Below are 13,930 nucleotides of genomic sequence, written 5' to 3'. Positions count from 1 at the left end.
TTTCCTGATCAGCTCAAATCTTATGAAGCCTATTATCTTTTGGATTTTTCCATTACTTATTCTCTCAAATTCTTGTGGACGCTGTGCCAGAGACAGTAACCGGCATAATTTGGTGGTGGATCAGTCCATCATTCTTGAGATAGAATCTGAGCTTGCCCAGCTTGATGAGGAGATCATTGCGCTAAAGGATCATTTCGAATTCCTATTGGCAAACAGAGATAGTTTAAAGCAGTATGCCGACGTAGACAAATACAGCTTTGAGGCAGGGTATTCAACCAATTTGCCCAAAAATTCAGAAAAACTCAGTTCTGTGGTTATTCTAAATACCACACCTGACTATGATTCAGCCTTGCAAAATGTGCTGGCTACCAATGGGATGGATTCCTTATTCCACCAGACATTTGAGAAGTATAATATGCTGGCGCAGGTCTATTATAATTCTGTAGACCAGGTATCACGGGTTTTCCCCGCCTATGATGCTAAAGCCCTTTTGGATCCCAATATTGACCTCACTAAGTTCAATTTTTTTTACAAAGGAGATTTTGATCACAATCCTGAGAAAGGGCCTGTGTGGATACCTGAGGTCTATGTCGATCCCGCAGGCAGAGGTTGGATTCTCTCATTGGTCCATCCTGTGACAGCTGATGGAGAGCTATATGCTGTGTTGGGAATAGACATTACTGTAGATGAGCTTATTGGAAGATTCTTGGAAAATAGAGAGGGTGATTTTCTAATAGTAAACAACAAAGGGGATATAGTTGGGGGAAAAGCTTCCGCAATAGAAGCGTTGAGTTTTCCACCATTGTTAAATCATGTATATAGAGAAACCATTCTGGCTGATAATTTTCGGATATCAGACTTTAATATTTTCAACAGTAAGAACAATGAGGTTCGAGAAATGGCCAAAGCAATAATTTTAACCAAGGAGAACCAGTTTTTTTTCCGGGAGGATTTTAGTCCTAAAGCCGCATATGCAGTTCCTTTTACGTTTCTTGACTGGTATTTGATAGAAATTGAGCTTAAATCCTGATGGAAAAAAGGATTGAATATCGCAGGGATTATTGGCTAACGATTGTTAGTGGTAGTATTCTGGTGATTTTGGTCATTATTCTTGGAGTAAGTTTTTTTAGCGCAATAAAAGATGCTGAAACCAAGTCAAGAAGCGAGTTTCTAAGGAAGCAAACTGAACTTGCAGCTACTGAAATTGAAATAGCAATAGATAGGTTTGAAGTTCATGCTAAGGATCTGATAAACTATCTTGAAGATGCGGGTTTGGATCAGGATGATTATAGGGATGATCTGACCAAAGCAGTTAGAAGGATTTTTAACAACTATCCGGGACTGATAGATACGGTATGGGTAAATCTTGGTGACTCTTCTATTTATCTTACTAGAACGGAAAGGAATGACTTCATTCGAAATAGATATCATGGTGACTTCCCGATAAAAGGCAATAATGATTTTGTGTATTTTACCGAAGGCAACAATAAAGGTTTTGAGCTTGCTTTTGGGCTAAATCCTGTCCAGTTTACCAAAAATTTTGTAACCCACTATTACTTGAATAAAGGAGGCAGTAAGCTTCTTTTGCTAGGAGAGGAGTTACAGAACTTGGACCTTACACATAGTGAATCCAAATTATCAATTGACAGTGTTTCTATTAAGCAGATCCAAGGCGATGCGTCCATTGGAGTGATTGGCATATATGAAGTTGGCTGGAAACGGGGAGTAACTTCCGGATCCGGTGTTTTGGTACAATATCCTTTTGACTTTGGGGAGATCTTTGACAATGCCGCGCTTTTATTTATGATTGAATCAAATTCAATCATGGATGGGATATATAGTACTTATCTGCTTCTATTCTCCGGCTTCGTACTTCTGCTTATAGGCACGGTGATATTTTTTACACTTTCTTTGCAAAGTAGGTTAGCGTCCCAAAAGCTACTACAGGAAAGCGCTGAGGAAATTTCAGAGTTATTTGACCAGCAAAATATCCTTTTAAAAGAACTTCGGGGATTTGTTTTTTTTCATAATTACAAAGGAGAAATTACCAGAGTAAGTGATGAAGTAGATGAGATTTTGGGCCATCCCAAATCGGAGCTTTTAGAAGCATTCAAAGAAGGAAAAACACATGAAGATGTTTTAAATGTGAAGGGTTTGGTGAAAAGTGCGCTTAGCCAGAATAAGTCCTTTATCGATTTGGAGTATGATTTTCAGAAACCGGACGGGACATTAGTAAGGCTCAGGGTTTTTGAGAAATTAATATTTGATGAGCAGGGAAAATTCAATGGAGGACTTGGCATATGCACCGACATCACCGATCAATACCAAAGCAAAAAAGAGTTGATAGAAAGTGGAATGCGCCTCCAAAATCTTATTGACAATATTCCCGATATCATATTTGCATATGATAATGATGGAATAGTGCTGGACACTCATTCTAGGGATCAGGAATTTTTGAAATCTATAGACCGGTCTTTGGTTGGGAAATCCTTGTTTGATTTGGTTCCAATACAGCAGCGAGAACAAACAAAATTTGCTTTTGATTTGGCGAGAAAAACAGGGCAAATCCAAACAATAGATTTAAAAATAAGTCTTGACGAAGATAATCAATACTTTGAAGTGCGCTTCTTCCCATTGGATGCCACTAGAATGATATCTATTACTAAGGACATTACCAGCCAACGTGTCTGGGAGGAAGGTCTGGTAGATGCGATGAATACAGCCGATCAGGCAAGTAGAGCAAAATCTGAATTTCTGGCCAATATGAGCCATGAAATAAGGACTCCGATGAATGGACTCTTGGGAATAATTGACTTACTGGATCAGACTGAGCTGGATGCCGAGCAGCTTCAATATCTCGAAATCATCAAGAATTCAGGGAATTCCTTATTGAATATTATCAAGGACATTCTTGATTATTCAAAAATTGAGGCTGGTAAAATTGTCCTTAACTCCATTGTTTTTTCTCCTGCTGAGGAGTTGGAAAAGCAAGTTAAAATTTTTTATGGTTTAGCCCAGAAGAAAGGAGTGACTCTTACTACTACCTGCGAACCCGAAACAAAGGAACTGATGGAGGGAGATGTAGAAAAGATCAATCAAATTATTCTCAATCTTGTCGGAAATGCGGTGAAATTTACTCCAAAAGGAGGGACGGTAACAGTAGAGCTGGAAATTGAGAATATTGCCGGAGATATTAATTTTCTGAAATGCAGTGTCACGGATAGTGGAATCGGTATTCCTGCGGCTGAGATCCCCAAATTAACCGACCCATTCTATCAGGTGGAGAGCTCAAGCAGCAGGACTTATCAAGGAACAGGACTCGGCTTGGCTATTGCGAAGAAAATTGTGGAATTAATGGGAGGGGAGCTGATTATTTCCAGTGAGCTTGGGCAGGGAGCTGTTTTTTCGTTTTCCGTATTGTTGAAAAATGCGCCCGAAGTTACCTCTAAACAGCCTTCCGATGAATTGCCCAAGCGATCCAATTGGAATGGTATGGCAGAAGAGTATCCTGCAAGGATTTTATTGGCAGAGGACAATGACCTTAACCTACAGCTGATGTCTTTGATGCTAGAGCAGCTGGGATATGATTTTGCAGTAGCCAAGAACGGGCAAGAAGCCTTAGATATGGTTAGACAGAAGGAGTTTGATATCATCTTGATGGATGTTCAGATGCCGGTACTGAATGGCCTGGAAGCGGCTAAGAAAATCAGGCAGATGGGAGACAAGGGCGGGCTGTTTATTGTGGGCTTATCTGCCAACGTCTTCGACGAAGATAGGAAGAAAGCGGCTGAAGCAGGTATGGATGATTATCTGACTAAGCCGATTCGCTTAGTAGCCTTGGCGGAAAAAATAAAGGAGTATTCCCTTAAGAAGGAATCAAAAATGTGAATAAAAAAAGAGGCTGTCTCATAAGTAGGATTTCTTGTCAGGCTGAGTAAGAAAAATTTAGAATTTACAAAAGAGTAGTGACTGCAAGGTAATTAGGGGCAAATTAAGGTCATCCTGAGCGAAGTCGAAGGGTTCTCGACTTCGCTCGAACTGACATACTACCAATACCTGCTCACTTAGATTAAATCCGTCATTGGTAGCTTGCCTCGCCTTGGCGGGAAGTCGAAGCCTTTTATGCGCTAATTAAGCCCATTTCGACTTCGCTCAATGTGACAATCATGAGTTATGAGACAGCCTTTTAAAATTATAAAGGAGTATTGATATCAAATGCTTCCAGATAATCAGAAACCCGCTTGACAAATTTCCCTCCCAACGAACCATCAACTACCCGGTGGTCGTAAGAATGGGAAAGAAACATTTTATGCCGTATGGCAATCACGTCACCAGTAGGAGTTTCTACCACCGCGGGCTTTTTCACAATAGCACCTACTGCCATGATAGCTACCTGAGGCTGAGGGATAATAGGGGTCCCCATTACATTACCAAATGAACCTACATTAGAAACGGTATAAGTTCCTCCCGACAGATGGTCTGCGTTCAATTTATTGTTTCGGGCAAGATTTGCCAGTTCATTCACTTTTTTGGAAATCCCTACCAAATTCAACTGATCAGCATTTCGGATGATGGGTACGATCAGATTTCCATTGGGCAATGCTACGGCCATTCCTACATTGATGTCCTTCTTTCTGATGATTCTATCTCCATCTACAGAGATATTGATCATAGGGAAATCCCGTATAGCTTTTGCCACAGCCTCAATAAAGAACGGGGTATAAGTGATCGACTCACCGAATTTGGCCTTGTAGTCAAGCTTATTTCGCTCGCGCCATAATACAATATTAGTCATATCCGCTTCCACAAAAGAAGTGACATGGGCAGAGATACGTTTTGACTCCAGCATGCGCTGGGCAATCATCTTACGCATCCGGTCCATTTCTATGATCTCATCCGAGCCGGAAATACTCACCTGCGTTTTGGGGGCTGAAATAGAAGGGATCGAGGATGTCTGTTTGGTAGCGATAGTTTTAGAAGAAAGGTAATTCAGCATATCCTGCTTTGTTACTCTAGAGTCCTTTCCTGTACCGGGAACCTTTGAAAGTTCCGCTTTGGATATGCCTTCTTCTTTGGCTATGCTTTGCACCAGAGGGGAATAGAATCTATCATCTCCCGAATTATCAGACAGGGTAGCTTCGGGTGTAGCTAAAATCGTAGCTGTGTTTTCAGGAGCAGCTGCCACCAGTTCTTCTTTCCTGCTATCTGCTTTTGGCTTTATTACATCATTTTTTTCAGCTGCTGTCTCAATGATGGCTATTGGAGCCCCGACAGCTATTACTTCTCCTTCTTTGGCAAGAATCTGTTTTAGAACTCCGGCGTGCGTGGAAGGTACCTCAGTATCTACTTTATCCGTAGCTACCTCCAGAACTGATTCATCTTGCTCAATAGTGTCCCCTTCTTTTTTCAGCCAGGTTAGCACTGTACCCTCTATGATACTCTCGCCCATTTTGGGCATCAGCATTTCTACAATCGCCATGGTTATGATTTAATGATTTATTGGGTTTATATACAAGTTTTAAAATTAAATTTTATAAAACTCTATCCCAAACCTTTTAATAGAAATTTTATTTGTTATTTCTCTAAAATACAAATTCGAAGCAAATTTAAAACTGCTACTGCCGTCAATTGAATATTTAATATTCTGTCTTGAGTCAACTGAAGTTTTTTGGTTTCAACAAATCCCTCTCCTACACAGGAAATCCAAACGGTACCCACAGGTTTTTCGGCCGTTCCTCCAGTCGGACCGGCTATTCCGCTACTGGCCAAACCGAAATCTGCCTGAAATAATCCGCGAACACCTGTTGCCATCTCCCGGACAGTTTCTTCACTTACCGCTCCAAAAGAGTTCAAAGTGTCGTTCTTCACATGGAGAATTTCATTCTTGAACCGGTTATGGTAAGGTACAACAGCACCCTGAAAATACGAACTGCTGCCGGAAATACCGGTAATCAGATGAGAAATATAGCCGCCGGTACAGCTTTCGGCCAAAGCTACAGTTTTCTTATTCGTAGTCAAAAGCTTGGCAATGGCCGTTTCCAAAGACTCTGAATCATAGCCATAGACATATTTTTCTATCCTAGGCAAGACCATGTCAATTTGCTTCTGAATAGCGTTTTCGATAGTAGTTTTATCTGTTCCAAAGCCGGTAAGCCGAAGTTTGACGTGGCCTAAGGAAGGCAAATATGCCAAGCGAATGGTTTTTGGAAGCGCATTTTCCCAATCTCTAATCAAATCTGCCAGCCAACTTTCCCCTATTCCTACAGTTTTTACCATTCGGTGTACGATGACGGGAAGAGAAAATAGTGTAGGAAGTTTTGGCAGGACAAAATTACGCATCAACTTTTTCATTTCATGGGGTACACCGGGCATGGACATCCAGTAGTTTCCGTTGCGTTCAAACCACATTCCCGGTGCTGTCCCCACTTCATTTGGCACGTAAGTGCAGCAAGCGGGCAAATGTCCCTGAAGAATATTGAGGGGAGTAATCTCCCTACCACGCTTTCTGAAAAACTCTGTGACTGCTTCCACCGCAGCAGTATGCTCTACTATAGGGCAATCGAAATATTCTGCCAACAGTGGTTTGGTGAGATCATCCTGTGTGGGACCGAGTCCACCTGTGATCAAAATAATATCGGCCCTGGCTTCGGCAGAAGCGAAGGCTGCCAGAATATCCTTTCTGTCATCTCCTACGGTTGTTTTTCGTACTACCTTCACACCCATCAGATCAAGTTCCTGACTGATCCAGTGACTATTTGTGTCGACTATTTGTCCATAGAGCAATTCGTCTCCAATGGCTATTATCTCGGCTCTGACTACTTTCATCTGATTATAATTTGATTTTTAAAGGACAGATGGAATCTCGCATGGCTTATAGTCATCCAAGTGTGTGCCGTTTTCGACATGCTCGATTTCATGTGTTTATAATTTGTTCTTCAACGGCCACTACCTGTCCCGAAAATCGGTATGCCCACTTATCGTCGGACAGGTTCGGGACAAACTGTGTGACACTTTCATCAGATCATCTTACTTCTGATTTACGAAGTATTTTAGTGAAAATTGTAGGGAGAAACCGTTTTAAATAAATTCCCATGGTTTCTTTTCCGCCGATGTATACTTCTTCCTTTTTGTGTTTGAGGGCTTTGAAAATTTCTGTGGCACAAGCCCCGGCACTCATTCCGTTTTCCTGAGCTTTGTCCATCTCGTTGAGTGGAGACCCGTCAGCCGTTAATGCATTTTTGGATACATCTGTTTTGATAAATCCGGGACAGATCATGGTGACGGCAATATGGTCATTGAAGTGTTCTAATCTAAGGGACTCAAAAAAACCGTGGAGCGCATGTTTGGCAGCAGCGTAACTTGATCGATATGGTGAGCCAAATTTCCCGACTAAAGATGAAATCACTCCAAATTGCCCGGATTTTCTACTTATGAAATGGGGGAGTAGTGCCTTTGTCAGTGCCACAGTTCCAAAGAAATTCACCTCCATCAGCTTGCGGTCCACTTCGATCGGTGTATCCCTGATCAGCGAGCGTTGACTGATTCCTCCATTGTGGAGCATGAGATCAATATGTCCAAAAGCTGCTATAGCTTCCTTAGTCTTTTCTTCGAAAGTAGCCTGATCTATCAAGTCAAGCGATAGGACTTTACAATTCCCTGGATTGGAACTTGAAGCTTTGACCCTTTCCAACGCTTCTCGATTTCTGGCAGACAGGATCACCAGATAGCCTTCATTTACAAATTTGTATGCAGAAGCTTCGCCTATTCCTGAGGAAGCACCGGTGATCCAGATTACTTGTTGGGACATGCTAATGACGGATTCTTTTATAATTGATGTAGGTGAATGCGTATTGATGACGCTCGTCTGAAGGATGAAACTCGGAGAATGTAATTTTCCAGTCGTCTTTGTTGAACTCGGGAAAATAAGTATCACCCGCTGGAGTAGCCTCTACTTCTGTAAGAACCAATTCATCTGCCAAAGGCAACGTTTGAAGATAAATTTCTCCTCCTCCGATCACATAGAGGTGATCAACTCCCATCTTTTGACAAAATATAAATGCTTTCTCTACGCTCTCGAATACGTAATGACCTTCAGGGACAGTGTAGTCTTTATTTCTGGTGATGACGATGTGAGTCCGATTGGGCAGAGGTTTGCCCAGTGATTCAAACGTTTTGCGCCCCATCAGTATGTAATGATTGGAGGTTAGCGTTTTAAAACGTTTGAAATCATCGGGTAATCGCCAGACTAGGTCATTTTCACGACCGATGACATTGTTGGTAGCCAGAGCAGCTATTAGTGATATCTTCATGCAAAATGCTTCTTGGCTTGAAGATAATAGGCCTGAACACCGGAAAAAATAAAATGGTACAGAATTACTTTTCTTTCATTGAATTCATGATGTTGGGGTATTGGGCCATGGCAAGTGATTTGGGAGCTGACTCGTCTATTTGGATCACTCTCATCTCCATAGTACCTGCATCTTCTGTGCTGTAGGTAAGCTCCATGAAATTGCCCTTCGGAAAGTTCTTGTAATGCTGTGCATACTTTTCCTGTGCTTTTGAGCTCATCATAGGATTATTACTGCTCCACAATGATGAATAGCCCCCAATAGCCTTATTGGTGACCCAATAGTATCCCTCTCCATCTTCATTTTTAACGTGGTATTCTTCACAGGGATAGCCTAATATATCTTTGGTCTTTCCTGTCTTTTTTACCACCACATCACCCACGGATAATGTATCCAAGTGATCCGAGACCGCATCATCTATGGCATCCAAATCCATTTTGTAAGCAAAACTGGATTTCTCTCCCTTATTTTCCAGAAATACGATGGAAGCTTGATTTTTCATGTCAAAAACCATGGAGGTCATTGCTTCGGGTTTTTTCGGATCCACAAGCTCCATTCCGGTGTAATTCGAAGATTTTGCCAGATAGGATTTAAATAGCACGGGGTCACTCGTCTTTCCTTTATTATCTCTACTGGTCATTTCCAGTACTATATGCCCAAAAAAATCATATTGATCCTCTGTGTCAACCGGCTCGCCTAAGCCCTTCATGATTTTACTGAAGTCGATGCTTCCGGATGCCCTGTCTTCACTGTCTCCATACATATCAGAGAATATTTTCTCTACCTGCCTCTCAGTCATTTTGGAGGCCTCATCCTCTACTTTTCTCTCTAGAGCTTTCTCTACGCCCCGATTTGCAGCATTTTGGATTTTTCTCATGATTTGGGCTTCCACAGACAAGGACAGGGAAGAAACAACAACCAAAAGGATAGAACTTCGGAGGAGATTATTCATGAGTCGGTAATTTAAAAATAGGGTGAAATTATAGATACAAGTTCCTTAAAATCAGGGTAAAAAAGAAATATTTCCACTTTTTTATTAAAGTATGTAATTCATTGAGAGTGATGGTAAATCATGCCGCGGTTACATCATTACAACCGTGAGATACGAAGCAGGATACAACTCGACCTAGCAGGAATTTTACGATCTTGGATTTTCGGATAATCATACAAATTTATATCCTCTAAGCAATTCGTCTACTTTCATACGCTTTTTCCCTTCCAGCTGAAGTTCCACTATGTCCAAAACCCCTTCTCCTGTCTGCACTTTCAAATAGGTCTTATCATCAGTCAGCAGTTCTCCGATTCCCTTGGCTGTTTTCTGATCTTTAGCAAATGCGGTTCGGTATATTTTGCAGATTTTACCATCAAAGCGTGTCCACGCAGCAGGGTAGGGAGAAAGGCCACGTACTAAATTATGAATAGATTCTGCGGACTTGCTCCAGTCGATTTCGCAGGTTTCCTTGAATATTTTGGGTGCATGATGAATCGCTTTGGATTCATCCTGGGGGAGAGCCTGCACTTTATCGTCGGCAATATCCTGTACCGTTTTGAGAACCAGCTTTGCGCCTATGTTCATCAATTTTTCATAGACAGAGCCAAGGTTGTCTTCTTCAAGAATTGCTGTTTTTTCCTGATGGATGATACTGCCTGTATCTATCTCATGTTTTAGGAAGAAAGTAGTCACACCGGTTTCCTTGTCACCATTGATTATCGCCCAATTGATCGGAGCGGCACCGCGATAATTGGGTAGAAGTGAGGCATGAAGATTAAATGTACCCAAAGGAGGCATATTCCATACTGACTCGGGAAGCATTCTGAATGCTACCACGATTTGTAAATCTGCTTTCAGCGCCCGCAGTTCCTCTTGAAATTCAGAAGACTTAAGGTTGGTTGGCTGGAGGATATTTAAGCCTAGCTTGAGTGCGGCTTCCTTTACGGGAGAAGGGATTAACTTCTGTCCACGGCCTTTGGGCTTATCCGGAGCAGTGATTACACCTACGATATTCCAGTCATTTTCTACCAAAAGTTCTAGCCCGGGCACCGCAAATTCCGGTGTGCCCATGTATATGATTCTAAGGTCTCTATTCATTAGTGTGTTGATTTGAAATTTAGGATTTAAAGTTTCCAAACTCAATTGTACATCAGGTATTTAGCACGAAGCAGTCTATACTTTACCAAATCCTCCTCCCAACTTGCAGAAATTTCTGCTTCAGATTTTCCGGCGATAATCATCTTTTTCAATTGATCAGTACCCGCCAACGTATTGAAAAAGTTGTTGAAAAATGCCTGGTCCTTTCCTGATTTGTGATAGGCTTCCAGCAGATACTCCAGCGTGAATTCGTGCGCCATCGATTCTCCTCTCAGATCCCTTCCATAGCATTTTTTATCCTGATGGGGAGGATTCTTGGACATGCCGTCTACGCTTACAGGAGTGAATGTAAAGTCCCCGAATTTAGGGGCCGGATAGCCATAAACCTGAAAAGGGAAATGAGTGCCTCTGCCCAGAGAAACAATTGTCCCTTCAAAAAAGCAGGTACTTGGATAAAGTTTAATGGATAGATCATTTGGCAGATTGGGAGAGGGTTTTATGGGAAGATTATAGGCTTTGCCATGGTCCCAATCTGCCACAGGGATGACTTCCAAATCGGCCTGCAATCCGCCTTTCAGCCATTTTTCACCATTGATCATTTGTGCCAGCTCACCCACGGTCAGTCCGTGTACTACAGGAATGGGATGCATTCCCACGAAGCTTTCAAAACCCTTTTTCAAAACCGGCCCTGCAATGTAGTTCCCGTTTGGATTAGGTCTGTCGAAAATAATTACCTTTTTCCCATTTTCCGCGGCAGCTTCCATCAGGTAATGCATGGTGCTGATATAGGTGTAAAAACGAACTCCGACATCCTGCAGATCGAAAATCAGAATATCCAAATCTTGGATCTGCTCCGGTTTGGGTTTTTTATTATTTCCATAGAGAGAAATGATAGGAAGACCGGTTTTGGAATCCACCGTATTGTCAACTTTTTCCCCGGCATCAGCCTGACCACGAAATCCATGCTCGGGCACAAATACTTTCTTTACTCTAATGCCTTTCTCCAACAAATAATCCACTACATGTTTATTGTCGCTTTGGGTCAAAATACTGGTTTGGTTTGCGACTATTCCTATACTATTTCCCTGAAGCTGGTCCAAGTAGAGTTCCGGACGCTCAGCTCCGGGCAAGGGAGTGCTTTGTCTTGCCAAAGTGATAGATGAATTGATGAGAATTAACAGCGCTATGCTCAAAAAGTAAATAAAGGAAGTAAGTTTCGTTTGCTTCATGCTATTTTGCGGTCTAATCGAACAAATTAAAGCAGTCCTTTGAACCTTTCCTATTTCATCGCCAAAAGAATCAGTTTTAAGAAAGCTGGGGGATTTTCTGCCACCATCCATAAAATCGCAGTAGGAAGCCTTGCCTTAGGCTTGGCTGTGTCGCTTATTTCGTTTATGGTACTGGGCGGTTTTCAAAGTACCGTTTCTGAAAAAGTTTACGGGTTCACCGGTCACTATCAGGTGCAGCGATTCACCATGAGCAATGCCTTTGAAGAGGCTCCTTTCTCGTTGAATTCTCAATTTAGCCAAACATATCAACTGCTTCCTTTTATAACTAAGGTGCAGGCATTTGCCCATAAAGCAGCATTGATCAAAGGTGATGAAGAGGTAGAAGGCGTCTTGATGAAAGGAGTGGGGCAGGACTTTGATATGCCTGCATTCCAGAAGTATGTGGTTGAAGGCAGAATGCTGAGCATTCCTGACGAAGGTACCAGCAATGAAGTCATGCTAAGCCAGCATATTGCCAACAAGCTATTGCTAAAAGTAGGAGATAAAATCACACTGTACTTTGTCCAGGATCCACCACGATACAGGCGAGTGGAAGTGGTCGGGATATTTCAGACCTATCTGGAAAACTTTGATGAGAAGATTATCATCGGGGAATTGCAGACAATCAGAAATCTAAACAACTGGACTAAAGATCAGATCGGTGGTTTGGAGATTTTTATCGACGATCTGAAAAATATGGATTCATATACTCCAAAAATAGAGGAACTTATGGATTTTGATTTAAAGTTGATTAGCAGTCAGGATAAGTTCTTGGAGATTTTTGATTGGCTTAAGCTTCTGGATAATAATGTCTATGTCTTTATAGGATTGATCGGCTTTGTGGCAATCTTCAATATGGGAGCGATTCTCTTTATTTTGATCATGGAGCGTACCCAAATGATTGGTTTGCTAAAAGCGCTGGGATCTACCAATCAACAAATCCGAAGAATATTCTTTTGGAATGGAATCAATATCTTACTCCGGGGCATGGCCATTGGAAATGCGATAGGACTTGGGCTGGGTTTTTTGCAAGATCAATTCAGATTGATCCCTCTGGATGCGGCAAGTTATTACATGAGCTATGTGCCGATTGATTGGAACTGGCCGGCGTTCATTCTGATTAACTTGGGAATTGTTGCGCTGACAGCGGCAATTTTGTGGATACCTGTAATGGTGATATCTAAGGTAGATCCTATTCGATCAATCCGCTTTGATTAAGGGTATAAGGATTGAAAATGCTTTTAATTTTCATCATTATCACACCTAATACTGCTTCTTTGAAGATTCCCCGGCTCATTTTTGAGGTTCCTTTGGTGCGGTCTGTGAATATGATAGGAACTTCTACCAATTTGAATCCCAGCTTCCAGGAAGTGAATTTCATCTCGATCTGAAATGCGTAACCCACGAACTTTACTTCATCAAGTTTAATCCCTTGCAAGACTGATTTGTGATAACATTTGAAGCCGGCTGTAGAATCCTTGACAGGTAGTCCGGTGATGAATTTCACGTAAACGCTGGCAAAGTAAGACATCAGAACTCTTCCCATGGGCCAGTTTACCACGTTCACTCCTGTGATGTATCTGGAGCCGATGGCCAAGTCAAAATGTCTATCAGCACAAGCTTCATAAAGGCGGATCAGGTCTTCCGGATTATGGGAGAAATCGGCATCCATTTCGAATATATAATCGTAACCCCTCTCCAGGGCCCATTTAAAACCGGTAATGTATGCCGTACCCAGTCCTAGCTTACCTTCCCGCTCGATTAGGTGAAGTCGGTCAGGGAAGTCTGATTTCTTGCTTTTTACTAAATTCCCTGTACCGTCCGGACTTCCATCATCAATCACCAAAAGTTCAAATCCACCTACAAGATCCATGATCGATTGAATCATCTCCAGGATGTTTTCTTTCTCATTGAAAGTGGGGATAATGACGAGTTTTTTATGGTCCATAGTCAAGCAAAGGCCAAAAGTAAGCTTAAAGACCGATTTTAGAAGGACAGACCGTATAAATTTTGGTTAAAGTTTAGATTTACGCAAAAAACAAACAATGAAGCAGCACCTAGCTATTGTCAGTTATTTCTCGGTAGGAGCTTATGATTCTACCTCTGCGGAAGAAAATCAGATGCTATCTGAAATACATTAAAACTTGAAAGCCGGGATTGGGAAAAATATGCTGAAAAAGTGCAAAGTTGGGTTAATGAAGAAGTGTTTTTGGTACAGCCATTTA

11 protein-coding genes are annotated in these 13,930 nt (G+C 41.8%); 3 read left to right on the top strand and 8 right to left on the bottom strand.

Annotated features, from left to right (window positions below; all coding sequences use genetic code 11):
* Positions 1–22: 22 nt before the first annotated feature.
* Together J2X69_RS14455 and J2X69_RS14450 are read left to right on the top strand one after the other, a co-directional pair.
* Positions 23–1,030, top strand: a complete 1,008-nt coding sequence (locus J2X69_RS14455) for a PDC sensor domain-containing protein (RefSeq protein WP_310104588.1) — start codon at positions 23–25, stop codon at positions 1,028–1,030.
* The gene (locus J2X69_RS14450) at positions 1,030–3,888 is read left to right on the top strand and encodes an ATP-binding protein (protein ID WP_310104585.1); all 2,859 of its coding nucleotides are present in this window, start codon (positions 1,030–1,032) and stop codon (positions 3,886–3,888) included. The genes J2X69_RS14455 and J2X69_RS14450 overlap by 1 nt, the downstream gene beginning before the upstream one ends.
* Positions 3,889–4,192: 304 nt before the next feature.
* On the opposite strand, the gene J2X69_RS14445 is transcribed toward J2X69_RS14450, so the two are convergent.
* From J2X69_RS14445 to J2X69_RS14415, 7 genes are all read right to left on the bottom strand, one after another.
* Positions 4,193–5,479 carry a dihydrolipoamide acetyltransferase family protein gene (locus J2X69_RS14445; protein ID WP_310104582.1) on the bottom strand — a complete coding sequence of 429 codons (1,287 nt, stop codon included), beginning with the start codon at positions 5,477–5,479 and terminating at the stop codon, positions 4,193–4,195.
* A 95-nt stretch (positions 5,480–5,574) separates the two neighbouring features.
* Positions 5,575–6,825: a competence/damage-inducible protein A gene (locus tag J2X69_RS14440; protein WP_310104580.1), complete on the bottom strand. Its 1,251-nt coding sequence runs from the start codon at positions 6,823–6,825 to the stop codon at positions 5,575–5,577.
* A 196-nt stretch (positions 6,826–7,021) separates the two neighbouring features.
* On the bottom strand, positions 7,022–7,807 hold the full coding sequence (locus J2X69_RS14435) for an SDR family oxidoreductase (protein WP_310104578.1): 786 nt from the start codon (positions 7,805–7,807) through the stop codon (positions 7,022–7,024).
* Position 7,808: 1 nt separating this feature from the next.
* Positions 7,809–8,309 (bottom strand): dihydrofolate reductase, encoded by a 501-nt coding sequence (locus J2X69_RS14430; RefSeq protein WP_310104575.1) that lies wholly within the window; start codon positions 8,307–8,309, stop codon positions 7,809–7,811.
* 64 nt (positions 8,310–8,373) lie between these two features.
* A complete protein-coding gene (locus J2X69_RS14425) occupies positions 8,374–9,300 on the bottom strand; it encodes a DUF4412 domain-containing protein (RefSeq protein ID WP_310104572.1) in 927 nt (308 codons plus the stop codon).
* A 210-nt stretch (positions 9,301–9,510) separates the two neighbouring features.
* Positions 9,511–10,437 carry a methionyl-tRNA formyltransferase gene (gene fmt, locus J2X69_RS14420; RefSeq protein ID WP_310104569.1) on the bottom strand — a complete coding sequence of 309 codons (927 nt, stop codon included), beginning with the start codon at positions 10,435–10,437 and terminating at the stop codon, positions 9,511–9,513.
* 41 nt (positions 10,438–10,478) lie between these two features.
* Positions 10,479–11,666, bottom strand: coding sequence for a DUF1343 domain-containing protein (locus tag J2X69_RS14415; protein ID WP_310104566.1), 1,188 nt, complete (start codon positions 11,664–11,666; stop codon positions 10,479–10,481).
* A gap of 39 nt (positions 11,667–11,705) precedes the next feature.
* Between J2X69_RS14415 and J2X69_RS14410 the strand changes: the two genes are divergently transcribed.
* Positions 11,706–12,923 carry an FtsX-like permease family protein gene (locus tag J2X69_RS14410; RefSeq protein WP_310104564.1) on the top strand — a complete coding sequence of 406 codons (1,218 nt, stop codon included), beginning with the start codon at positions 11,706–11,708 and terminating at the stop codon, positions 12,921–12,923.
* On the opposite strand, the gene J2X69_RS14405 is transcribed toward J2X69_RS14410, so the two are convergent.
* Positions 12,898–13,653 (bottom strand): polyprenol monophosphomannose synthase, encoded by a 756-nt coding sequence (locus tag J2X69_RS14405; protein WP_310104561.1) that lies wholly within the window; start codon positions 13,651–13,653, stop codon positions 12,898–12,900. The genes J2X69_RS14410 and J2X69_RS14405 overlap by 26 nt on opposite strands.
* Positions 13,654–13,930: the final 277 nt, after the last annotated feature.

The sequence above is a fragment of the Algoriphagus sp. 4150 genome (assembly GCF_031457395.1).
GTDB lineage: Bacteria > Bacteroidota > Bacteroidia > Cytophagales > Cyclobacteriaceae > Algoriphagus.
The sequence above is the reverse complement of the archived record's forward strand: the minus strand, read 5'-3'. Positions and strand labels throughout refer to the sequence as shown.